This is a genomic window from Aliivibrio sifiae (assembly GCF_002954715.1).
Classification (GTDB): Bacteria; Pseudomonadota; Gammaproteobacteria; order Enterobacterales; family Vibrionaceae; genus Aliivibrio; species Aliivibrio sifiae.
Genome location: NZ_MSCP01000001.1, coordinates 1809238 through 1832318 on the forward strand (window position 1 = coordinate 1809238; position 23081 = coordinate 1832318).

The window sequence follows — 23081 nt, forward strand, 5'->3', positions numbered from 1 at the left end:
AAGAATAGTTAATGAGGTTATTATGAGTCAGGAATTCACTCTTCCTTTATCAGGATTAAATTGTGGTCGCTGTATCGCTAAAGTAGAACAAGCACTTTCTACCAACACTGATATCTCTCAATATTTTGTTACCAAAACAGAACTGACTCTTACCACTAGCCTTTCTAAACAACATATTATCGAGATAATTTCTCAGCTTGGTTATTCTGTACCTGAAGAAAAAGTAATAACGCTTTATTTAGCAGGATTAAATTGCGGTAAGTGCGTAAAAAAAACCACAGAGGCATTAGAAACCTTATCTCACTCCACTATTCTTTCTATTTCAAAAGCAGAACTTAATCTCAATACCATACACTCAACAGAAAATGTGGTATCGCTGATTAAATCTATTGGTTTTCACGCCTCTACAATTCCACTTGTTCTTGAAGATAAATCATCAGAAGAATCAGATAACAAAGCCATCACTAGCAAACCAGAAATACTAGAACCTAATACAACCAAAACAACTCAACTCATTTTATCCGGAATGACTTGCGCTAGCTGTGTTGCGTCTGTTGAAAAAATCATTTCAGACACCAATAATGTTCAATCTGTTCGCGTAAATCTCGCAGAACGTACTGCTCTAGTTACTGGTGATATTAATGAGATGGAGGTAATTCAAGCAATAGAAAAAGGCGGGTATGGTGCAGAAATAAGCCTAAATGAAGAACAACGCCGTGAAAGACAAAAAGAGCTATACCTAAAGACCACCACTGCACATAAAAAAAATACCATCACCTCATTAGCGATTGGGGCGCCATTAATGTTATGGGGCGTGTTTGGTGGCAATATGAAAATCAACACCATAAATGATCAACTTACATGGGGTGTAGTTGGGTTAATTTGTTTGGGTTTGTTACTCACTGCTGGTAGACATTTTTTTGTTAATGCATGGAAAGCTTTCACCCACCACAGAGCAACAATGGATACACTTGTAGCTCTAGGTACGGGATCTGCTTGGCTTTATTCCATGGCTCTAGTTATTTCACCTGAGTTTTTTCCTGAACAAGCACGCCATGTTTATTTTGAAGCAACAGCAATGATCTTAGGTTTAATAACGCTTGGTAATTTGATTGAAACAAAAGCACGAAATAGAACGTCTAGTGCGATTGAAAAACTATTAAACCTTCAACCACAAACCGCCATGGTTATTCAGGATGGTAAAGAAGTTGAGCTACCAGTATCTCAAGTGCTTCAGGGAATGATCATTAAAATTAAACCCGGACAAAAAATTCCGGTTGATGGTGTTTTGATTAATGGTGAAAGTTATCTTGATGAAGCTATGTTAACTGGAGAGCCCCTCCCTAACTTAAAAACAACCAATGATACTGTGCATGCAGGGACAATTAATCAGCAAGGAAGCTTTACTTTTAAAGCAACCAACGTTGGTGAGCATACCATGCTAGCTCGAATTATTAACATGGTACGAAATGCACAGAGCAGTAAGCCTAATATTGCAAAATTGGCCGATAAAATATCATCTGTATTTGTTCCAAGTGTCATCATTATTGCTATTTTCTCAGCACTCATTTGGTATAACTTTGGTCCCGAGCCAATATCAAGTTATATGTTGGTGGTTGCCACTACTGTACTTATCATTGCGTGCCCTTGTGCTTTAGGGCTTGCTACTCCAATGTCCGTTACTGTAGGAATTGGTAAAGCAGCTGAATTTGGTGCTTTAATAAAAGATGCTGATGTACTTCAAACAGCAAGTACGATAGATACGGTTGTTGTAGATAAAACAGGGACACTAACAAAGGGAAAACCAACCGTGGGTAAGGTTACACCCTTTAATAACTATACTGAACAACAGATAATTACGTTGGCAGCTGCGGTTGAAAGTCATTCAGAACATCCACTTGCCCTTGCTGTGATGGCTTATTTAAAACAACATTCATGGGAGACGATTGCTAGTCTTGATTTTACCGCTCAGCTAGGTCTTGGTGCTTCGGCAAAAGTAGATAGTGATACAGTATTTATCGGTAATATGACTTATTTATCAAAAAATGGCATACCCGTACCCCAAGTGGATCTTTCTCCTTCATCTACGCCTTTATTTGTTGCTGTAAACAAACAATGCATTGGTGTTATTGAGGTCAGTGATGCGATCCGTGGAGATTCTGCTCTCGCAGTTGAACAATTTACTCAATTAGGTATTACTGTCGTGATGCTAACCGGTGATCGTAAAGAAACCGCAGAACATGTCGCCAAACAATTAGGCATTACTCAAGCAATTTCAGGGGTATTACCTGACGGTAAAGCACAAGTAATAAAAGATCTTCAGTCACAAGGCCACAAAGTCGCCATGATTGGGGATGGTATTAATGATGCACCAGCACTCGCACAAGCCGAGGTTGGTATTGCGATGGGTAATGGTAGCGATGTGGCAATTGAAAGTGCACATCTGACATTAATGAATCACTCATTGCAAACCGCAGTAAGTGCCATTGAACTTTCTAAAGCCACGATGAAAAATATGAAGCAGAACCTATTTGGTGCTTTTGTTTATAACACCATTGGGATTCCTATTGCCGCAGGTATTTTATTCCCACTCACAGGCATGTTATTAAGCCCTGTTGTTGCAGGAGCCGCAATGGCACTATCTTCAATTACCGTCGTAACTAATGCAAACCGATTAAGACTCTTTACACCTAGAGCTCAATTAGGAGTTCAACAATTTACTCCATCATCAAAACAAGAGGTATTACATGATTAATCTATTTGGTATTGCATTGATTATTGCCATTATCTACTGGTTTTGGCTATCACCCCATTCAAAATAACCCTTAGGAAAACCCACTATGAAAAACCTTAAATTTGCTTTTGTTTCTTTTGTTTTATTTAGCACTTCAGCGTTTGCATCTACCGAAGTAATGACTTACAAATCACCTTACTGCGGTTGTTGTAGCGAGTGGGTTGAACATATGGAAGAGAATGGATTTACGGTAAAAATCGAAGATCATGAAGACATGAACCCAATTAAAGAAAAACTGGGTGTCGAACCTCGTCTTGCTTCTTGTCATACCGCAGTTATTGACGGTTATGTGTTTGAAGGCCATATCCCTGCAGATGACATCAAGAAATTTTTAGCTGACCCTCGTGATTTTAAAGGTCTGGCTGTTCCTGGTATGCCAATGGGGTCTCCAGGTATGGAATACGGCGATAAGAAAGATAAATACCAAGTTGTTGCATTTAAAGAAAATGGAAAATTATCACTCTTTAATACACATAACTAAGGTCTTTAAAGCATAATAGGTATTGATAGCTATCAATACCTATTATATCGAAATTAAATGATTAGAATTAATATTACAAACGCAAAAAAGCCGCATCATTTCTGATGCGGCTTTCTTAAAAGTGGTCGGTGAAGAGGGATTCGAACCCCCGACCCTCTGGTCCCAAACCAGATGCGCTACCAAGCTGCGCTATTCACCGAGCTGTTAACTAGATATCGGTTTTAAATAAAGACCTTATCCGTGTCAACGAGGGCTATAATACTGTCTGTGAGTTTTTTGACAAGCATTATTTTGTTTTTTCTTTCCGTTCGCTTACAAAAACAACAAACTGTTGAATTGATAAACAAAAGCCCCTGAAACTATAACGATTCAGGGGCTGATCTTCTTTTAATAATTACTTATAAGTAATTTCACCACGAGGTGCAAATTTGTTCACATCTATTGGGCTGTTTGTTTCTAAGAACTCTTTAAGTACTTCAGCATCAACAAAACCAGTATTCACATAGCCTGGGTGATCCGAAATTTTCGGGTAACCATCACCACCAGCGGCATTGTAGCTTGGTACTGTAAAGCGATACGTATTATCTAAACGTAATTGTTTACCACCGATAAATACATTTGATACCTTACCATTTTCAATCGTCATCTTGATCCCTGCAAACTGAGCATAGGCACCAGAGTCGATTGGTTTAGTTGCAACTACATTTAGGTAATCTAATACTTCTTGACCCGTCATATCTGCGTAAGTCACGATGTTACCAAATGGCTGAACCGTTAAAACGTCTTTATACGTAACATCGCCAGCTTCAATTGAATCACGTACACCACCAGAGTTCATTACTGCAAAATCTGCTTTGGCACGAACCATATGAGAAGTCGCGATTAAACGGCCCAAGTTTGTTTGCTCAAAACGAACCACATTGCGATCCCCCTCTAGCTTGCCGTTAGTTGATGCAATTTTCACATTCAACTGACCTTGACCTTTTTCTTGGTAAGGTGTTAGGAATGCAAGTAGCTCTGGATCTTGAACAATTTCATCTTGAATAAAGACGCGTTGTTTTTTACCATCGATCTTCACTTTTTTCTTCAAATTCACAGGGATTAAATTGTAGCTAACCATTTCTAATTCACCATTACGGAATTCAAAATCAGCTTTACCTACATACTTACCCCATTCGTAAGCTTGAACAATCCAAGTACCGTTTTGCTGATCTGGTTGACACTCATCACCCGGCTTGAAATTTTTCTTCATGACATTAGGGCCTTCCATACACACAGGCTCTTGTGAGTGGCCACCAACAATCATATCTAATTCACCTAACTCAAGCGAACGTGCTAATGCAACATCACCAGGTGCATTAATACCACGTTGACCATTCTCATAGTGACCCATATGAGTCACAGCGAAAATAAGATCTGGTTTTTCATTTTCTTCTAATTCTGCAATTACTTTTTTCGCTTCTTCTTTTGGATCTCGGAACTCTAATTCATCAATGTATTCAGGATTACCGATCTTTGCGGTATCTTCTGTTGTAAAACCAATAACCGCTATCTTAATACCTTGTTTTTCAAAAATTTCATAAGCTTGGTACTTACGTTCACCTGTCTCTTTATCGTAAATATTTGCAGAAAGCATTGGGAACTCAGCCCAATCAATTTGCTTTTGAAGAACATCTAATGGGTTATCAAACTCATGATTACCTAATGCGATTGCATCGTACCCGATTTTATTCATGCCTTTAAAATCGGGCTCAGCATCTTGAAGATCTGATTCAGGAACACCCGTATTAATATCACCACCAGATAAAAGAAGTACACTACCGCCTTCCGCTTGAACATCTGCTCGTAATTCATCAATCAGCGTTTTACGTGCCGCCATGCCATACTCACCGTATTTATTTTGCCAAAAACGACCATGGTTATCGTTCGTGTGTAATACCGTTAGTTTATATGTTGTATCTTCTTGCCACGCGTGTTCAGTTGTTGTAGCACAACCAGCAAGAGTAGTTACCAATGCCGCAGCAATCGCTGTTTTTAGAGAAAGACGTTCCATCATGTTTCACCATTAATTCAAAAGAGGATGATTTAGCCCAAATTAATCAATAATTGATTGATCCAGTCAAATAACCAGACCAAGTTTAAAAGAATTACGGAGGACTCTCACATTGATCTCATAAATATGTCTATTAGATCACTAAAAATTGCGGATAAATAAATAAAAAAAAGTAAATCATCCGCAATTGAATATTTAACAAACAAAGCAAACGTTTACGCCTCAATCCCTGCGCTATAAAAACAAAATTCATTAATGCAAAAATAAGAAAAATTAAAATTTTAGATAATTTTTAATTAAGTTTTGTCAGTTATTTCCGATAACAAGTGCAGTGCTTAATTAAGCAATCAATATTACAAACTAATGTAATGGCAACATGAACCCACGGACTTAGGTAACACTATGAAACTAAAACATAAGCTAATAGGCGCGAGTGTACTCGCTGTTGTTATTACTGCATCAGCCTTAACTTGGCTGGCTTCAAACCAACTTTTTGAACAAACTCGTAATGGTGTTTATTCTCGTGCGGAAAGTGTCACTTCAGCTGCTACAACAGGTATTTCAAATTGGATTTCAATTAAAGCTGAAATCGCTCATGCAACCAATGATTACACTCAAGAAAGCGACATCGTTTCTTTTTTACAACTTAGCCGTAAAGCCGGTGGATTCGATGATATTTTCTTTGGGACTCCTCAGGGTGATATGTACCGTTCTCATCCAGAAAGGAACCGTGCTGATTACGACCCTCGTCAGCGTCCTTGGTATCAAGAAGCTCAACGTGAAAACAAACAAATCATTACCTCGTCATACCAAGATGCGATAACTCAATCTCTCCTCGTAACCATCGCTGAACCAATATACAAAAATGGGACTTTTTTAGGCGTAATCGGCGCTGATGTTCTTATTGACCAATTAATTGATGATGTAATCAGCCTTGATGCAGGTAAAGATACTATTACAATGCTGATTGACAGTGATGGGACTTTCTTAGCTCATCCAAATAAATCTCTAATCAAAAAAGAAGTAAACCGCTACTTCTCTGATATGACTCCACAAAGCATCCAAGAATCTATCTCTCTAAAGCGTATTGATGTTGCCGAAATCAATGGCGACACTAAATTAGTGTATTTTGCAAAAGTACCAAACACCAATTGGACATTTGCTGTTGAGATGACACAAGCAACAGAGGAAGCTGCTCACACAGCCCTACTTCGTGAAATTATTCTACTTAGTATTGTTCTAACGATTATTGTTGCTATTGGTGTAACAATGTTAGTGAATATTCTATTCAGAGATTTACTTCGAGTTTCTGATGCACTTGCTGAAATATCTTCAGGTGAAGGCGATTTAACTCAACGCTTAGAGCCAAACAGTAATGATGAGGTGGGTCAATTAGCGATTAACTTTAATACCTTTGTTGGCAATATGCACTCAATGGTATGTCGTCTACGTAGTATTTCTATCACTCTTGCTAATCAAGCAAACTCAACAGCAGAAAGTGCTGAAGAGCGAAATGTTCGCATCCAACACCAGATGGATGAAATTAACATGGTAGCAACTGCTATTAATGAGATGGCAGCAGCGACACAAGAAATCGCTGGAAATGCTGACAATACAGCTCAAACGGCAGAACAAACAGTAAGTGCATCAAATCATGGTGCCGAGCAAGTAAGCCAAAGCCAGCATTCAATTGATAATCTAGCAAAAGAGGTTGAAACCGCAACTGGTGTAATTGAAGAGCTTCACCACAATGCACAAAACATCAATACGATCCTTTCAACAATTCAAAACATCGCAGAACAAACCAACTTGCTTGCATTAAACGCGGCAATCGAGGCTGCTCGCGCTGGTGAACAAGGTCGTGGTTTTGCCGTCGTCGCTGATGAGGTACGAATTTTAAGTCAACGAACTCACGCTTCAACTCAAGAAATTCAACAAATGATTGAAACGCTTCAAGGTACGACTCAAAAAGCAGTGGGAATAATGGAAGATAGCCAAAACTTGGCAAATACTAGCGTAGAAGACGCTCAATCGGCATCCGCTAGCCTACTTCAAATTACAAACTCGGTTACTCAGATCAGTGATATGGCAGCACAAATTGCAGCCGCAGCGGAAGAGCAATCATCAGTAACTGAAGAAATTACCCGCAATACGGAAGCCGTTCGTGATGTATCAAATGAGCTAACAGAAGAAACGAAACAATCCGTAATTCAAGCTTCTGAACTTTCAGAGCTATCTAATGAATTAAAACAAGAAATCGAACGATTTAAATTATAATCACCTTATTTCATTCATTAACGAAAAAAGACAGAATGTGAATATCATATTCTGTCTTTTTTTTCAGAATCTTATCCATTAATCCCTTAAATTTCCGAATATCCTTCTAATTTTTGTAAAAAAACTACAAACACAAGCCACGTGCTACAAATAAACCTTTGAATTATTAGAATTAAAGACTAATACCACCTAAGAACTACCCCTTTGGAGTAGTTTTATTTCGTAATTGATCCACGTCATATCTACATAATCATTCATAATTCATCATATATGCATATCAAATATAATAGGAATTCTTATGAGCAAGATGAAGCTAGTTATCATCGGTAATGGCATGGTTGGGCACCGCTATATCGAAGATTTAGTAGAGAAAACTGATGTTCAAAACATGGATATCACAGTGTTCTGTGAAGAGCCACGTATCGCTTATGACCGTGTTCACCTTTCTTCTTACTTTTCTCACCATACGGCTGATGAGCTCTCTCTTGTAAAAGAAGGATTCTATGAAAAGCATGGCCTTAATGTCTTAATTGGCGAACGTGCAATTAACATTAACCGCGAAAAACAAGTGGTTTATTCGAGCACTGGTCGTGAAATTCAATATGACAAACTGGTTCTTGCTACCGGTTCTTTCCCATTCGTACCACCAATTAAAGGTAATGAAGGTAAAGACTGTTTTGTCTACCGTACTATTGAAGACCTTAAGTCTATCGAAGCAACCGCTAAAAACAGTAAAAGCGGTGTTGTTGTTGGCGGAGGTCTACTTGGACTTGAAGCGGCTGGCGCACTTAAAGCATTAGGCGTTACAACACACGTTGTTGAGTTTGCTCCTGTATTAATGGCTGAGCAACTGGATCAACAAGGTGGTTTACAACTACGTAATAAAATTGAACGCATGGGTGTTCAAGTTCATACAAGCAAAAATACATTAGAAATTGCCCCAGAAGGCAAAAATGCGCGTAATGTCATGCGTTTTGCTGATGGCACTGAACTTGAGACTGACTTCATCGTCTTCTCTGCAGGTATTCGCCCTCAAGATAAATTAGCTCGTCAAATGGGACTAGGCGTTGCTCCTCGCGGTGGTGTTGAAATTAATAACCACTGTCAAACCACAGATAGTAATGTCTATGCAATTGGTGAGTGTGCTTCTTGGAACCGTACTTTCTACGGCTTAGTAGCTCCTGGCTATAAAATGGCAACAGTTGCTGTTGATCATTTGCTAGGCAATGAAAGTGCATTTGAAGGCGCTGATATGAGTGCTAAATTGAAATTACTTGGTGTAAAAGTAGGTTCAATTGGTGACGCAAATGGTCGAACTCCAGGCTGTAAAAGCTACGTTTACCAAAACGAAGAACAAGAAGTATATAAACGTATTATCGTTTCTGAAGACGGTAAAAAACTGCTTGGCGCGGTAATGGTTGGAGATACATCTGACTATGGCGATTTACTTCAACTTAAACTTAATGATATTGATCTTCCTGAACATCCAGATCTTCTGATCCTTCCTGCACATGCGGGAGCAGAAAAGCCATCATTAGGTGCTGATTCTTTACCAGAAACAGCAGTTATCTGTTCATGCTTCGATGTAACTAAAGGCAAAATTGCTCAAGCGGTTGCAGATGGTCACCACACGATGGCAGACATTAAGGCGGTTACTGGAGCGGGTACGGGCTGTGGGGGTTGTATCCCTCTGGTAACTTCCGTCCTTAATGCTGAATTAGCTAAATCGGGTATTGAAGTAAAAAGCGACGTATGTGAGCACTTTGCTTATTCTCGCCAAGAACTGTTCCACCTTATCCGTATCGAAGAAATCAAAACGTTTGATGAACTGCTTGAAAAATACGGTAAAGGCTACGGCTGTGAAGTATGTAAACCATTAGTCGGTTCTATTCTAGCGTCTTGCTGGGGTGAGCACATCCTGAAGCCTGAACTAGTAAAATTGCACGATACCAACGATAACTTCCTAGGTAACATACAAAAAGACGGCACTTACTCTGTGATCCCTCGTATGGCGGGTGGTGAAGTAACTCCTCAAGCACTAAGTGTTCTTGCTGACGTTGCTGCAGAATATAACCTATATACCAAAATCACGGGTGCTCAGCGTATTGGTCTATTTGGCGCTCAAAAAGACGACTTACCTGCGATTTGGAAAAAACTAATCACTGCGGGTTACGAAACTGGCCAGGCATATGCTAAAGCACTGCGTATGGCAAAAACATGTGTAGGCTCAACGTGGTGTCGTTACGGCGTTCAAGACTCTGTTGGTCTAGGCGTAATGATCGAGAATCGTTACAAAGGTATTCGTACTCCTCATAAAATGAAGTTTGGTGTATCTGGCTGTACGCGTGAATGTGCTGAAGCACAAGGTAAAGATTTAGGTATTATCGCAACAGATGCTGGTTGGAACATGTATGTATGTGGTAACGGTGGTATGAAACCTCGTCACGCAGACCTATTAGCAAGCGACTTAGACCAAGATACATTAATCAAATACATCGACCGCTTCATGATGTTCTACATTCGTACTGCAGCACCACTACAACGTACGTCTGTATGGATGGATAACCTTGAAGGTGGTGTTGACTACCTACGTGAAGTAATTGTTGATAACAAACTAGGTATTAATGAGCAGCTTGAAAGCGATGTTGCTAGCTTAGTAAATAACTTCGCATGTGAATGGACAGACACAATCAATGATGAAGCTCAACTAAAACGTTTTGCTCACTTCATTAATGCGGATGACCGTGATAACAACGTTATGTTCGTTACGGATGGTCGTCAACAACACCGTCCAGCAAGCTTTACGGAAAAACACCCTGAAGCAAAGGGTGACATCCTACACGTAGCAGCAACTGAGTAAGAGCGAGAGAATTAATCATGGCTTCTAAATTCGTAAAAATCTGTCAGCTAGAAGATATTGTTCCGGGTACTGGTGTTTGTGCTCTAGTTAATGGTGAACAAGTTGCAGTATTTCGCCCAACTCAAGGCGAAGAAGTGCTCGCAATCAGCAATACAGATCCTTACTTCCAAGCAAATGTATTATCACGAGGTTTGATTGTTGAGCACCAAGGTGAACTTTGGGTAGCAAGCCCACTGAAAAAACAGCGTTTCAATCTAACAACTGGTGTCTGCATGGAAAACGAGCAATTTAATGTAAAAACATATAACGCTCGTGTAATAAAAGGCTCAGTAGAGATCGCTGTATAAGATTTGATAGTTCAAGGGTTCTAGTTTCATATTGTTGATAATAAATAATGATTAGAGCCCTTTCCTATCCAATTTTAACTTTTAACTTTTTGTAAGGGCACATTTATGTCTGCTTTAAAACCTGTAGAAATTGTTCAAACTATGATCGATGTTGGTGAAGCGAAAATCAAAACAGGAACTCGAGACCTGATATTGCGCGGCACTATGGCTGGTATTATCCTTTCTTTAGCCGTTGTTGTTGCAATTACAGCAATAACACAAACAGGCATTGGACTTGTTGGCGCTCTCGTATTCCCTGTTGGTTTCTGTATTCTTAGTTTAATGGGCTACGACCTATTAACCGGTGTATTTGGTCTTGCTCCACTAGCAAAATTTGATAATCGTCCAGGAGTAACTTGGGGCCGAATCCTACGTTGTTGGGGCTATGTTGGCCTTGGCAACCTTCTAGGCTCTCTACTTGTTGCTTTTCTTGTTGCACTAACATTTACGATGAATTTTAGTATTGAACCTGGAGCGGTAGGTCAAAAGTTCATTGCAGCGGCAACTGCTCGAACTTCAGGTTATGAAGCACACGGCATGAATGGTTGGATCACTGTTTTTGTTAAAGGTATTCTTTGTAACCTAATGGTTTGCTTGGGTGTAATTGGTAACATGTCAGCTCGTACTGTTGCTGGCAAGATTGCTGCAATGTGGCTTCCAATCTTCATTTTCTTTGCATTAGTTTTTGAACATGCTGTTGTAAACATGTTCCTATTCCCACTAGGTATGATGCTAGGTGCTGACTTTACTATTGCAACTTGGTTGAACTTCAACCTTATCCCAACCATTCTAGGTAACCTAGTTGGTGGCCTTATCTTTACGTGTGTTCCTTTATATCTAACACACGCAAAAACAGCACCATCTCTAAGCTCTAACTAAAAACAAATAACGAAGAGTTAGTTATAACTCATTCAAATTAAATCACTCTTAATCAAGTATTAAGGGTGATTTTTTTTATCACCTCTTACATACTAGAGTGAAATAAAAACATGATGCAGGAATCTATTATGCCAAGTATTCAAGCTCAGTCTGAGCAGAAAAAACAAAACGGACTTGTTTCTCTTGTTGGCGCAGGTCCTGGCGATGCAGACCTATTAACGGTAAAAGGTTACCGCCTTATACAGCAAGCTGATGTTGTTGTTTATGACCGTCTTGTTTCCAAAGAAATTTTAGCGCTTGCCAATGACAATGCTGAAATGATTTATGTCGGGAAAAAGCTCGATTTTCATTTCGTACCACAAGACAAAATTAATCAACTCTTAGTGGATAAAGCACAAGAAGGTAAGCACGTTGTCCGTCTTAAAGGCGGGGATTCATTTATTTTTGGTCGTGGTGGCGAAGAATTAGAAACTCTCGCTGAGAATGGTGTTCAATTTGAAGTAGTTCCAGGTATTACTGCAGCTGCAGGAGCAACCTCTTATGCTGGTATTCCCCTAACCCATCGAGATCATGCTCAAAGCGTTCAATTTATTACTGCTCACGTACAAAAAAATGGGGCTGAGATTGAATGGGATGCTTTAGTGCGTTCAAACAATACATTAGTGTTTTATATGGGGTTAAAACAATCACCTCATATATCAACTCAATTAATTGAACACGGTTTAGCAGCTAATACGCCTTGTGCCATTATTGAACGTGGAACGACAGCAAAACAAAAAGTATTCACAGGTACTATTTCAGAATTAGCTCAAATGGCAGAAAAAGCCATTAGCCCGTCTCTTATCGTTGTGGGCAGTGTAACAACATTACATAAGAAGTTAGATTGGTTTTCACCAAGCTCAGCAGATACTGAATAAGCATTTAAACCAAACACAAAAAAGCCCAAGAAAGTTATCTCTCTTGGGCTTTGTCTTATTTATCTTTGTAGCATTCGATTATTTAATATCGATATGCTCAAAACCTTTAATTAGATCATCTAACGCTTTCATTTGTTTCAAGAAAGGCTCCAGTTGATCTAATGGTAATGCAGAAGGCCCATCACATAACGCTTTATCAGGGTTTGGATGCGCTTCAATAAATAAACCCGCAATACCAGTTGCTAAACCTGCTTTAGCAAGTTCAACTGTTTGTGAACGACGACCGCCAGAAGCTTTACCACTTGGATCACGATTCTGTAGAGAATGTGTTACATCAAAAATGATTGGGCTACCGTTTGATGCTTTTTTCATTACACCAAAACCTAGCATATCAACCACTAGATTGTCGTAACCCATGCACGAACCACGCTCACATAGAATGATATTTTCGTTACCACACTCTGCAAACTTATCAACGATATTACCCACTTGATCAGGGCTCATAAATTGTGGTTTTTTCACATTAATCACAGCGCCTGTTTTTGCCATTGTCTCAACTAAATCTGTTTGGCGAGCAAGAAAAGCTGGAAGTTGAATAACGTCCACCACATCAGCAACAGGTTGAGCTTGTGCTTCTGTATGAACATCAGTGATAATTTTCACGCCAAAAGTATCTTTTAGTTCTTGGAAGATCTTTAGACCCTCTTCCATACCTGGACCACGGTATGAATGAACAGATGAGCGGTTTGCTTTATCAAAAGAGGCTTTAAATACGTACGGAATGCCTAGACGGTCAGTGATCTCTACGTAAGTCTCACACATTCTCATCGCTAAATCACGAGATTCTAATACGTTCATACCTGCAAATAAGGTAAACGGCTTATCATTTGCTACATCGATATTGCCAATTTTTACTGTTTTTTGATTTTGCATTATCTTCACTCTTAATGGAGAACGGTAGGGTGCTGTTCTAATAATAGTTGAACTTGCTCTTTCATCAGCATAGCTGAAGGATCATTAGGGCACTGTTCAATAAAATACGTTAAGTCATTTTTAGCGACATTATTACAGTGTAGTTGCTGATAGATCAAACCTCTATCACGGATCTCAAAAGGATCATCAGGCACCATATGCAATGCAAGATTACTACAGGTTAAAGCAAACGAGAACTTTCGCTCTCTAATACATGCCGTTTTAATTACTGCTAATAAACGTCCAATCAATGTTGGGTTGTCTATTGATTCTAAATGTACGGGTAATATCTTTGCTAATGGTCCGCCATAACCAATAAGCCACGCAGTCATCAAATGGGTACTAACATATTGCCCATCAAATGGATTCAAATAAAGAGGCTCTTGGTTTGGTAGCTCTACTTTTAACACTAATTGAGTAGGGAAATTAATCGCACTCACAGGTAAATCTACATATTCACACAGATGCAAGAAAATAGCGCCCAACGTAACAGGAATACCTCTTTTACTCTCAAGCACATGATCAATAAATGCGTTTTCAGAATTAAAATAAGTATAAGTATCCCCTTGATAGCCCCATTCCCCATAAAAAAGTTGAATCAACCGCTCCAAACGCTGCTCATCATTGGTTTCATGAGCGAGTGTTTGCTCTGCCTCAATACACATTTCTCGCAGTTTGATGTCAACTCGTAGTCTTTGTATCTCAGGATTAATCGCTAAGTTAAGCGCTAATGCTCCTTCAACAAGATTAAGGTCTTCTAAATTTTCATCAAGCAACTGAAACATAGTTACCCCAGAAACGTTGGTACTTTAGTTACCGCAATTTTAGCAGCAACCATTAACCATCCTAATGCACCAAGAAAGGCAAAGGTTTTAAATACTTTATTCTTGCCATTGTTCAACGTAACAAAAGCCAAAGCGATATATACCATTACACATGTCAATTTCTCAGTTAACCAAGGAGCTGCCCCTGTAAATGGAATAAAACCTGTAATAAAGATAAGTGCAATACCACTTAACAACATAGCTGAATCAACAACGTGAGGAACTCGTTTTAAAAATGCTTTATTACGAAGATCTGAATCAACCATCATCAATACATAGCGAACAACAAATAGCAGTACGCTACAAGCAATCATAAATAAGTGAATATGTTTAACAGCGGTATACATGAATTATCCTTTATTCTCTGTTTTTGTTGACCATTGACCTAATGTAACACGGTCATTGCCAGCATAATCTTGTTCTGTTTTGACATTAACAAAGCCGTGCGCTTCAAAATAAGTACGCAATTGCCTACCTTGCTCAAAGCCATGCTCCATTAGTAACCAACCATTCTCAACTAAATAAGTACGGCTGTGTTCCATAATGTGAATTAAATCCGCAAAACCTTCTTGTTCTGCAACTAATGCCGTTTGAGGTTCGAACCGTACATCACCTTGAGATAAATGAGGATCATTACCATCAATATAAGGTGGATTGCTCACAATAATAGAAAACTGCTCATCAGGCTGAATTGGGTCAAACCAACTTCCCTGACGAAATTCAGTATTCATAATACAATTATCTTTCGCATTACCTTGTGCTAACTCAACCGCATCTTGTTGATAATCGACACCAATAATACTAAGCGTTGGTATCTCAGAAGCAATGGCTAATGCTATCGCTCCTGTTCCTGTTCCTAAGTCCAGGACTTTTGTTGATGACACATCAAGATGGTCGAGAGCAATCTCAACAAGACGTTCTGTATCAGGGCGAGGAATTAGCGTAGTGGGTGACACTTTTAGCGGTAATGACCAAAATTCGCGATAACCAATAATATAAGCGATTGGCTCACCAGAGAGGCGACGAGAAAGCAATGATTCAAAAGCCATAAGTTCTGAATCAGTCAATTCTTTTTCAGGCCAAGTAAGCAAGTAGCTTCTTGGTTTATCTAAAATATGACAAAGCAGAACAGATGCATCAATTTGAGGAGAATCACTCCCCTCAAGTTGCAGCAATTGAATTGAACGCTTTAATAGCGCATCAATAGATTGGTTCATTAGTTATTTTCAGCTAATGCAGCTAGTTGATCTGCTTGGTATTCTAATACAACAGGTTCAATCAACGCAGCTAGATCACCTTCTAATACTTCGTTTAAACGGTAAATAGTTAAGTTAATACGGTGATCAGAAACACGGCCTTGTGGGTAGTTGTATGTACGAATACGGTCAGAACGATCACCCGAACCTAGTAAGTTACGACGCGTGTCAGATACAGCTTCTGCACGACGAGCTTGTTCAGCTTGAATAATTCGAGCTGCAAGTACAGACATCGCTTTTGCTTTGTTTTTATGCTGTGAACGTTCATCTTGACACTCAACAACAGTACCTGTTGGTAAGTGAGTGATACGAATTGCTGAATCGGTGGTGTTAACGTGCTGACCACCCGCGCCAGATGCACGGAAGGTATCGATTTTTAAATCTGCCGCCTTAATTTCTGGAAGATCCGCCTCTGGGATCTCAGCCATTACTGCAACAGTACACGCAGACGTATGTACACGACCTTGTGATTCAGTTTCAGGTACACGTTGTACACGGTGACCGCCTGATTCAAACTTCAATACGCCATAAGCGCCATCGCCACTTACTTTTGCAATCATTTCTTTGAAGCCACCTTGCTCAGAAACATTCGAGCTCATGACTTCAATACGCCAACCTTTTTTCTCTGCAAAACGAGAATACATACGGAAAAGGTTACCCGCAAAAATACCCGCTTCATCACCACCAGCACCAGCACGGATCTCTAAGAAACAGTTACGCTCATCGTTTGGATCTTTTGGAATAAGCAAAACTTGCAGTTCATCAGTAAGACGCTCAATCGCTTCTTTTGCTTCTTTAATCTCATCTTGCGCCATTTCGCGCATTTCAGCATCATCTTCTTGAGCCATTTCTTCTGCAGCGACCAAGTCTTCTTGAGCTTGTTCATACGCTTGGAAACATTGTGTCACTTCTTCCAATTGAGAGTATTCACGAGATAAAGCTCGGAATTTATTTTGATCACCAATAACTCCGGGATCACCTAATAAATGTTGAACTTCTTCATAACGCTCAACCAGCGTCTCCAGTTTTACTCGAATTGATGCTTTCATATAATATTTATTCTTTATGTTGGTAGCGAACGCTACACTTAGTTGTCTAGACCAATACTAGTACGGATCACAGCAAGTTTGTCTGGCTCACCATTTTTGGCAGCCTGCTGCATCGCAAGTGTTGGTGCATGAATGAGTTTATTGGTTAATTTATTGCTTAATTCTGCTAATACTTTTTCTGCATTTTGACCAGAGGCTAATGCTTGAATACTTTTTTGTAATAATTCAGTCCTAATCGCTTCTGAATTATTTCGATATTGACGAATGCTATTCACCGCTTGGCGAGAGCGGATCCACGTCATAAAGCTTGCACTCTCTTCACTAACGATCGCTTCAGCTTGAATCGCTTCAATTTTTCGCTGCTCAATATTGTGGTCAATTATCGATTTAAGATCATCTACCGAATACAAATACGCATCATTCAATTCTGCGACTTCCCCTTCAATATCTCTAGGGACAGCAATATCAACAAATAACATAGGTTGATGCCTACGTTGCTTTAATGCACTTTCAACCATTCCCTTTCCAATAATAGGTAAGGGACTGGCAGTTGAACTAATAATGATATCGGCTTTTGGTAGATATTCTGGAATTTCAGGAAGGCTAATAACATCCGCGTTAAATTGCTCTGCAAGCCCCATTGCTCTTTCACGAGTTCGATTGGCAACAATAAGTTGTTTACAGCCTGCTGCATCTAAATGCTTAGCGACCAATTCAATCGTTTCACCTGCGCCAACAAGAAGAACAGTTGATTCAGCAAGAGATTCAAAGATTTGACGAGCAAGAATACAAGCGGCATACGCAACAGAAACGGCATTACCGCCAATATTTGTTTCAGTACGAACTCGTTTAGCTACAGAGAAATCACTTTGAAATAACTTCTCTATTATCCCTTCAACCGCATTGTGCTCTCTTGCGTCTGCAAAGGCTTTTTTAACTTGACCTAAAATTTGTGGTTCGCCTAGCACTAATGAGTCTAATCCACATGATACTCGCATTAAATGTTTTACTGCTGCTTGTTCTTCATACACATAAATACTTGGCATTAATATGTCTAAAGAGACACGGTGAAACTCTGCCAGCCAGTTAAGTACATAACCACTACTGATCCCAACTTTCACTTCACAATAAATTTCAGTTCGATTACAGGTCGATAGAATCACGCCACTTTGGATCGCATCACTATTTTTTAATTCATCTAGCGCCTTGGTTAATTTGTCAGGAGAGAAAGCAACTTTCTCCCGCAAATCAACAGAGGCTGACGTATGATTGATTCCAATAACAAGCAATGACATTCGGCAAACAGACCAATAAAAAAATAACAAGGACGAATTTTACTTGATGCGACAGAATTTTAAAAGGCATCAGGACGTTCAGTCCGAAAATTAGTGACGAATAAACACTATTTAACTCCAAATGCACTAACAATTTGCTACAATCTGAAAATCTACTTCGAATTATGCATGAGATTTCTAATGAAGTGTTCTCGTTTTACTCGTTCCCCTTTTGTTATTTTCATCATCACTCTTTTTCTGAATGCTTGTTCTAGTGTTCCATTAACGCCGCAACAATCGACCAATTGGGATAAGCATCAAACTCGATTAGAAAATATAACCAATTACCAAGTCACCGGTAAAATTGGTTATCAGTCTCCAGAAGAACGTCATAGCTTAAATTTTCAATGGGTACAAAAACCCGAAAGTAGCCAATTATTACTCACCACTTTTTTAGGGCAAACAGTAATAAAGGCTTCAATAACTGATGGACATACCGTTATTGAAACCGGTGATGGCCAAACATTTGAAGGCCAAGACCCTGGACGATTAATGTATGGTCTTACCGGGTTAAATCTTCCTATTGGTTACTTAGGGGATTGGATAAAAGGACTACCAACCGCTGCTGATGACTTTCAACTTAATGAACTAAATACGGTTGAACACCTAGTAAAACAAATTGGCCAGACTAATTGGCACCTACGTTACAATAGTTATATTGAAAAAGGACAAGCACTACTGCCTAATTCAATGAAACTCTCCCAACAAAAGACAACCATTAAAATCATTGCTTCAAATTGGACTGTTTCTCAATGATCACGACATCAACTCGTTGGCCTTCCCCAGCCAAATTAAACTTATTTCTTTATATCAATGACCAGCAAGCTAATGGTTATCATGAATTGCAAACCTTATTTCAATTCATCGACCTATGCGACTACCTCACCATCACTGCAAATCCATCAAATAAGATTACTCTTTCTCCTGATATTCCAGGAGTTAAAACAGAAGACAATTTAATATGGAAAGCAGCAACTCTACTTCAACAACACACTCAGTGCTCTTTTGGTGCTCATATTGAAATAGAAAAAATATTACCTATGGGTGGAGGAATTGGTGGTGGTTCATCAAATGCAGCAACCGTATTAGTTGCCCTCAATTTTCTTTGGGGTCTTAATTTAAGTAATGAGGTACTAGCCGATTTAGGTATCAAACTTGGAGCAGATGTACCGATTTTTGTTCATGGTTTTGCCGCCTTTGCCGAGGGGATTGGTGAAAAACTACAGCCAGCCACTCCTAAAGAGTTATGGTATCTACTGATCAAACCAGAGGTGAGCATTTCTACTGTTGATGTCTTCACTCATCCAGATTTGATTAGAAATACACCAAAACAGCCACTTAACGTACTTTTGGACGCTCCGTACGAAAACGATTGCGAAAAAATTGTCAGAAGTGTGTATCCAGAGGTTGATTACCAACTTTCATGGCTGTTAGAATATGCGCCATCAAGATTAACTGGAACAGGTGCTTGTGTTTTTGCTGAATTTAACAGTGAAAAAGAAGCTAAGCACGTCTACTCTTTAATCTCTGATAATGCAACAGGATTTATCGCCCGAGGTATGAATACTTCGCCACTCAACCACCAACTGGAAGAGTATAAATCATTATGCAAAATATAAAATTCTCACAATTTGGACGCAACCCTGAGGTTTCCACCGTGCCTGACATGAAGCTATTTGCTGGTAATGCAACTCCTGAACTAGCGCAACGTATCGCTGATCGACTATATATTTCACTTGGTGACGCTACTGTCGATCGTTTTTCTGACGGCGAAGTAGCTGTTCAAATTAACGAGAATGTACGTGGCAGTGATGTTTTCATCATCCAGTCTACTTGTGCTCCTACTAATGACAATATTATGGAATTAGTAGTGATGATCGATGCACTTCGCCGTGCTTCTGCTGGCCGTATTACTGCGGTAATCCCTTACTTCGGTTATGCTCGTCAAGACCGTCGTGTACGTTCTGCTCGTGTACCAATCACTGCAAAAGTAATTGCCGATATGCTTTCAAACGTTGGTGTTGACCGCGTTTTAACTATCGATCTACACGCAGAACAAATTCAAGGTTTCTTTGATGTACCAGTAGATAACATTTTCGGTACTCCTGTACTGCTTGATGATATGCGTACTCGTGGCCTAGAAAACCCTGTTGTAGTTTCTCCTGACTTAGGTGGTGTTGTCCGTGCTCGTGCAACAGCTAAAGCGCTAGGTGATGTGGATATAGCTATCGTAGATAAGCGTCGTCCGCGTGCTAACGTTTCTGAAGTAATGAACCTTATCGGTGATGTTGACGGTCGCGATTGTGTTATCGTTGATGACATGATTGATACTGGTGGTACATTATGTAAAGCAGCTGAAGCACTTAAAGAACGTGGCGCTAAACGTGTATTTGCTTACGCAACTCACGCTGTATTCTCTGGTTCTGCTGCACAAAACATCGCAAACTCAGTATTAGACCAAGTTGTTGTTACTGATTCGATTACTCTATCGAAAGAAATGGCTGCAACAGGCAAAGTAACTGAACTTAGCCTTTCTCGCATGCTAGCTGAAGCGATCCGTCGAATCAGCAATGAAGAGTCTATCTCTGCAATGTTTGACCACTAATCAAACAAAAAATCTATTCAAACGCCCTGCTTATGCGGGGCGTTTTTGTATTTGGAATTCTTGTGTTAATATGGCGCGCCTTTTTAATGGGACATACTAATACCATTAATTGTCTTTAGTTCGATTACGCTCTAGATAAGTGTATTAATGATATTAGTATCCAAATAGAGAGATAAGTCTTTGAGCAATCAAATTAAACTTCTTGTTGGACTAGCAAACCCTGGTCTTGAATATAAAAGAACTCGCCATAACGCAGGCGCGTGGGTTGTTGAAGAACTCGCTCGTGTACATAACGTATCACTGCGAGAAGAAACGAAATTCTTCGGATTAACTGGTCGAATTCAAACTAATGGCCAAGATCTTCGTTTATTGATCCCAACAACATTTATGAATTTATCAGGTAAAGCTATTGCTGCTGTAGCTAAGTTTTATCAAATAAAGCCAGAAGAGATCTTAGTCGCTCATGATGAGCTAGATCTTCCTCCTGGTGTTGCCAAATTCAAAAAAGGTGGTGGACATGGTGGCCATAATGGCTTACGTGACACTATTAGCAAATTAGCCAATACGAAAGAGTTTTATCGACTTCGTATTGGTATTGGTCATCCCGGCCATAAAGACAAAGTTGCCGGTTTTGTTTTAGGAAAAGCGCCTACCAAAGAGCAAGAGTTAATCGATGCTGCTGTAGATGAGTCTACTCGCTGTCTAGATATCTTGCTTAAAGACGGATTAAGTAAAGCACAAAATCGTTTACATACATTCAAAGCTGAATAAGTAATTAAATAAATTTCTATTTAGCTTGGTATAACTAAAGATAAGGTTTACATCATGGGTTTTAAATGCGGAATCGTTGGTCTTCCAAACGTTGGTAAGTCAACACTGTTTAATGCACTAACTAAAGCAGGAATCGAAGCGGCAAACTTCCCTTTCTGTACTATTGAACCAAACACGGGTGTGGTTCCGGTTCCTGATCTACGTTTAGACGCATTAGCTAAAATCGTAAATCCAGAGCGTATTCTTCCAACTACAATGGAATTTGTGGATATTGCAGGCCTTGTAGCTGGCGCATCTAAAGGTGAAGGTCTAGGTAATAAGTTCCTTGCTAACATCCGTGAAACTGATGCTATTGGTCATGTTGTTCGTTGTTTTGAAAATGAAAACATTATTCATGTCGCTGGTAAAATCTCACCAATTGAAGATATCGAAATCATCAACCTTGAGCTTGCTCTTGCTGATTTAGATTCATGTGAACGTGCTATTTTCCGTCAAGCGAAGAAAGCAAAAGGTGGCGATAAAGACGCTAAGTTTGAAATTTCAGTACTTGAGAAACTACTTCCTGTATTTACAGAAGGTGGCATGGCTCGTACGGTTGAACTAGCAAAAGAAGAAATCGCAGCAGTTTCTTATCTTAATTTCCTAACACTAAAACCAACAATGTATATTGCTAACGTTAGTGAAGATGGTTTTGAGAACAACCCATTCTTAGATATGGTTCGTGAATACGCAGAAAAAGAAAACAACGTTGTTGTTCCTGTGTGTGCTTCTATCGAATCAGAACTTTCTGAACTTGACGATGAAGATCGTGAAGAGTTCCTTGCAGATATGGGAATCGAAGAACCAGGTCTAAACCGTGTGATCCGTTCTGGTTATGAACTACTTACTTTACAAACGTATTTTACTGCGGGCGTTAAAGAAGTTCGAGCTTGGACTATCCCTGTAGGTGCAACAGCACCACAAGCAGCTGGTAAGATCCATACTGACTTTGAAAAGGGCTTTATCCGTGCTGAAGTTGTTGGTTACGACAACTTTATCGAATTTAGTGGCGAGAGCGGAGCTAAAGAAGCAGGTAAATGGCGCCTTGAAGGAAAGGATTACATCGTTAAAGATGGTGATGTAGTGCATTTCCGCTTCAACGTATAATAAAAAAGGCCAGCATATTTGCTGGCCTTTTTATTACTTGTCTACATTTCAATCAGTTAAAACACATTCTTACCTAATATCGACCTAACCACTACATCTTGTTTTCTACTCTTATTCTTATTCTTTTACCCCAATTCACTCTAATTTGCATATAAAAAGTACGCTTTGATTAAAATCCGTTCGAACAAACAAAGAATTCATATTTTTTTCAAAAAAGTGTTGACGCATAGGGCTCAGAAAAGCATAATGCGCTCCGTCCTCACCGCTAAGGCGAAAGAGAGACGAGTTAGAAAGTAAGAAACAATTTGGCTACTTAGCTCAGCTGGTTAGAGCACATCACTCATAATGATGGGGTCACAGGTTCAAATCCCGTAGTAGCCACCATACAATTTTTAATTGATTTACCAATCGTCGATTAAAATATAGAATAACTACTCTTTGTAGATTAAGTACTTAATGTTCTTAGTAATCAAACAG

At 39.4% G+C, this 23081-nt stretch carries 19 protein-coding genes and 2 tRNA genes; 13 read left to right on the forward strand and 8 right to left on the reverse strand.

The features are described from left to right. The first annotated feature begins 22 nt into the window (after positions 1-22). Both BTO23_RS08055 and BTO23_RS08060 read left to right on the forward strand, forming a co-directional pair. Positions 23-2755 carry a copper-translocating P-type ATPase gene (locus BTO23_RS08055; RefSeq protein WP_105063324.1) on the forward strand — a complete coding sequence of 911 codons (2733 nt, stop codon included), beginning with the start codon at positions 23-25 and terminating at the stop codon, positions 2753-2755. Positions 2756-2840: 85 nt separating this feature from the next. Then, on the forward strand, positions 2841-3275 hold the full coding sequence (locus BTO23_RS08060) for a DUF411 domain-containing protein (protein WP_061001825.1): 435 nt from the start codon (positions 2841-2843) through the stop codon (positions 3273-3275). 122 nt (positions 3276-3397) lie between these two features. Here BTO23_RS08060 and BTO23_RS08065 read toward each other — a convergent pair. Both BTO23_RS08065 and ushA read right to left on the reverse strand, forming a co-directional pair. Further along, positions 3398-3474: transfer RNA gene (locus BTO23_RS08065), tRNA-Pro, on the reverse strand. A gap of 195 nt (positions 3475-3669) precedes the next feature. After that, complete coding sequence (ushA, locus tag BTO23_RS08070) at positions 3670-5331, reverse strand: bifunctional UDP-sugar hydrolase/5'-nucleotidase UshA (RefSeq protein WP_170066706.1); 1662 nt, start codon at positions 5329-5331, stop codon at positions 3670-3672. A gap of 399 nt (positions 5332-5730) precedes the next feature. Between ushA and BTO23_RS08075 the strand changes: the two genes are divergently transcribed. The 5 genes from BTO23_RS08075 to cobA all read left to right on the forward strand — a co-directional run bounded on the left by BTO23_RS08075 (position 5731) and on the right by cobA (position 12647). Beyond that, positions 5731-7605 (forward strand): methyl-accepting chemotaxis protein, encoded by a 1875-nt coding sequence (locus tag BTO23_RS08075; RefSeq protein WP_060990404.1) that lies wholly within the window; start codon positions 5731-5733, stop codon positions 7603-7605. A gap of 298 nt (positions 7606-7903) precedes the next feature. Continuing rightward, complete coding sequence (nirB, locus tag BTO23_RS08080) at positions 7904-10465, forward strand: nitrite reductase large subunit NirB (RefSeq protein ID WP_105063326.1); 2562 nt, start codon at positions 7904-7906, stop codon at positions 10463-10465. 17 nt (positions 10466-10482) lie between these two features. Further along, positions 10483-10812 carry a nitrite reductase small subunit NirD gene (gene nirD, locus BTO23_RS08085; protein WP_061001822.1) on the forward strand — a complete coding sequence of 110 codons (330 nt, stop codon included), beginning with the start codon at positions 10483-10485 and terminating at the stop codon, positions 10810-10812. A 105-nt stretch (positions 10813-10917) separates the two neighbouring features. Further along, positions 10918-11730 (forward strand): formate/nitrite transporter family protein, encoded by an 813-nt coding sequence (locus BTO23_RS08090; RefSeq protein ID WP_060990401.1) that lies wholly within the window; start codon positions 10918-10920, stop codon positions 11728-11730. Between the two features lie 128 nt (positions 11731-11858). Next, positions 11859-12647 carry a uroporphyrinogen-III C-methyltransferase gene (cobA, locus tag BTO23_RS08095; RefSeq protein WP_060990400.1) on the forward strand — a complete coding sequence of 263 codons (789 nt, stop codon included), beginning with the start codon at positions 11859-11861 and terminating at the stop codon, positions 12645-12647. 78 nt (positions 12648-12725) lie between these two features. On the opposite strand, the gene kdsA is transcribed toward cobA, so the two are convergent. Genes kdsA through hemA form a run of 6 tightly spaced genes read right to left on the reverse strand, consistent with a single transcriptional unit; the run spans position 12726 to position 18043 of the window. Further along, positions 12726-13580: a 3-deoxy-8-phosphooctulonate synthase gene (gene kdsA, locus BTO23_RS08100; RefSeq protein ID WP_060990399.1), complete on the reverse strand. Its 855-nt coding sequence runs from the start codon at positions 13578-13580 to the stop codon at positions 12726-12728. Positions 13581-13591: 11 nt separating this feature from the next. Then, positions 13592-14404: a SirB1 family protein gene (locus tag BTO23_RS08105; protein ID WP_061013498.1), complete on the reverse strand. Its 813-nt coding sequence runs from the start codon at positions 14402-14404 to the stop codon at positions 13592-13594. Positions 14405-14406: 2 nt separating this feature from the next. Next, entirely contained in the window at positions 14407-14790 is a 384-nt protein-coding gene (locus tag BTO23_RS08110) for a SirB2 family protein (RefSeq protein ID WP_060990397.1), read from the reverse strand. A gap of 3 nt (positions 14791-14793) precedes the next feature. After that, complete coding sequence (prmC, locus tag BTO23_RS08115) at positions 14794-15660, reverse strand: peptide chain release factor N(5)-glutamine methyltransferase (RefSeq protein ID WP_105063327.1); 867 nt, start codon at positions 15658-15660, stop codon at positions 14794-14796. Further along, on the reverse strand, positions 15660-16748 hold the full coding sequence (gene prfA, locus BTO23_RS08120; RefSeq protein WP_060990395.1) for a peptide chain release factor 1: 1089 nt from the start codon (positions 16746-16748) through the stop codon (positions 15660-15662). The genes prmC and prfA overlap by 1 nt, the downstream gene beginning before the upstream one ends. 38 nt (positions 16749-16786) lie before the next feature. Further along, positions 16787-18043, reverse strand: coding sequence for a glutamyl-tRNA reductase (gene hemA / locus BTO23_RS08125; RefSeq protein WP_105063328.1), 1257 nt, complete (start codon positions 18041-18043; stop codon positions 16787-16789). A gap of 180 nt (positions 18044-18223) precedes the next feature. Between hemA and lolB the strand changes: the two genes are divergently transcribed. The 6 genes from lolB (at position 18224) to BTO23_RS08155 (ending at position 22988) form a co-directional block, all read left to right on the forward strand. After that, positions 18224-18838: a lipoprotein insertase outer membrane protein LolB gene (gene lolB, locus BTO23_RS08130; protein ID WP_105063329.1), complete on the forward strand. Its 615-nt coding sequence runs from the start codon at positions 18224-18226 to the stop codon at positions 18836-18838. Next, positions 18835-19701 (forward strand): 4-(cytidine 5'-diphospho)-2-C-methyl-D-erythritol kinase, encoded by an 867-nt coding sequence (gene ispE, locus BTO23_RS08135; RefSeq protein ID WP_105063330.1) that lies wholly within the window; start codon positions 18835-18837, stop codon positions 19699-19701. Before lolB ends, ispE begins: the two co-directional genes overlap by 4 nt. Before the next feature lie 38 nt (positions 19702-19739). Beyond that, complete coding sequence (locus BTO23_RS08140) at positions 19740-20687, forward strand: ribose-phosphate pyrophosphokinase (RefSeq protein ID WP_060991800.1); 948 nt, start codon at positions 19740-19742, stop codon at positions 20685-20687. A gap of 180 nt (positions 20688-20867) precedes the next feature. Beyond that, entirely contained in the window at positions 20868-21458 is a 591-nt protein-coding gene (gene pth / locus BTO23_RS08145) for an aminoacyl-tRNA hydrolase (RefSeq protein ID WP_060990391.1), read from the forward strand. A gap of 54 nt (positions 21459-21512) precedes the next feature. Next, positions 21513-22604 (forward strand): redox-regulated ATPase YchF, encoded by a 1092-nt coding sequence (gene ychF, locus BTO23_RS08150; protein WP_060990390.1) that lies wholly within the window; start codon positions 21513-21515, stop codon positions 22602-22604. A gap of 307 nt (positions 22605-22911) precedes the next feature. Next, positions 22912-22988: transfer RNA gene (locus tag BTO23_RS08155), tRNA-Met, on the forward strand. Positions 22989-23081 lie beyond the last annotated feature (93 nt).

Bases quoted from the DNA above. Each gene is read 5' to 3' on its own strand.
- BTO23_RS08055 (WP_105063324.1), top strand. From the start codon at position 23: ATGAGTCAGGAATTCACTCTTCCTTTATCAGGATTAAATTGTGGTCGC.
- BTO23_RS08060 (WP_061001825.1), top strand. From the start codon at position 2,841: ATGAAAAACCTTAAATTTGCTTTTGTTTCTTTTGTTTTATTTAGCACT.
- ushA (WP_170066706.1), bottom strand. From the start codon at position 5,331: ATGATGGAACGTCTTTCTCTAAAAACAGCGATTGCTGCGGCATTGGTA.
- BTO23_RS08075 (WP_060990404.1), top strand. From the start codon at position 5,731: ATGAAACTAAAACATAAGCTAATAGGCGCGAGTGTACTCGCTGTTGTT.
- nirB (WP_105063326.1), top strand. From the start codon at position 7,904: ATGAGCAAGATGAAGCTAGTTATCATCGGTAATGGCATGGTTGGGCAC.
- nirD (WP_061001822.1), top strand. From the start codon at position 10,483: ATGGCTTCTAAATTCGTAAAAATCTGTCAGCTAGAAGATATTGTTCCG.
- BTO23_RS08090 (WP_060990401.1), top strand. From the start codon at position 10,918: ATGTCTGCTTTAAAACCTGTAGAAATTGTTCAAACTATGATCGATGTT.
- cobA (WP_060990400.1), top strand. From the start codon at position 11,859: ATGCCAAGTATTCAAGCTCAGTCTGAGCAGAAAAAACAAAACGGACTT.
- kdsA (WP_060990399.1), bottom strand. From the start codon at position 13,580: ATGCAAAATCAAAAAACAGTAAAAATTGGCAATATCGATGTAGCAAAT.
- BTO23_RS08105 (WP_061013498.1), bottom strand. From the start codon at position 14,404: ATGTTTCAGTTGCTTGATGAAAATTTAGAAGACCTTAATCTTGTTGAA.
- BTO23_RS08110 (WP_060990397.1), bottom strand. From the start codon at position 14,790: ATGTATACCGCTGTTAAACATATTCACTTATTTATGATTGCTTGTAGC.
- prmC (WP_105063327.1), bottom strand. From the start codon at position 15,660: ATGAACCAATCTATTGATGCGCTATTAAAGCGTTCAATTCAATTGCTG.
- prfA (WP_060990395.1), bottom strand. From the start codon at position 16,748: ATGAAAGCATCAATTCGAGTAAAACTGGAGACGCTGGTTGAGCGTTAT.
- hemA (WP_105063328.1), bottom strand. From the start codon at position 18,043: ATGTCATTGCTTGTTATTGGAATCAATCATACGTCAGCCTCTGTTGAT.
- lolB (WP_105063329.1), top strand. From the start codon at position 18,224: ATGAAGTGTTCTCGTTTTACTCGTTCCCCTTTTGTTATTTTCATCATC.
- ispE (WP_105063330.1), top strand. From the start codon at position 18,835: ATGATCACGACATCAACTCGTTGGCCTTCCCCAGCCAAATTAAACTTA.
- ychF (WP_060990390.1), top strand. From the start codon at position 21,513: ATGGGTTTTAAATGCGGAATCGTTGGTCTTCCAAACGTTGGTAAGTCA.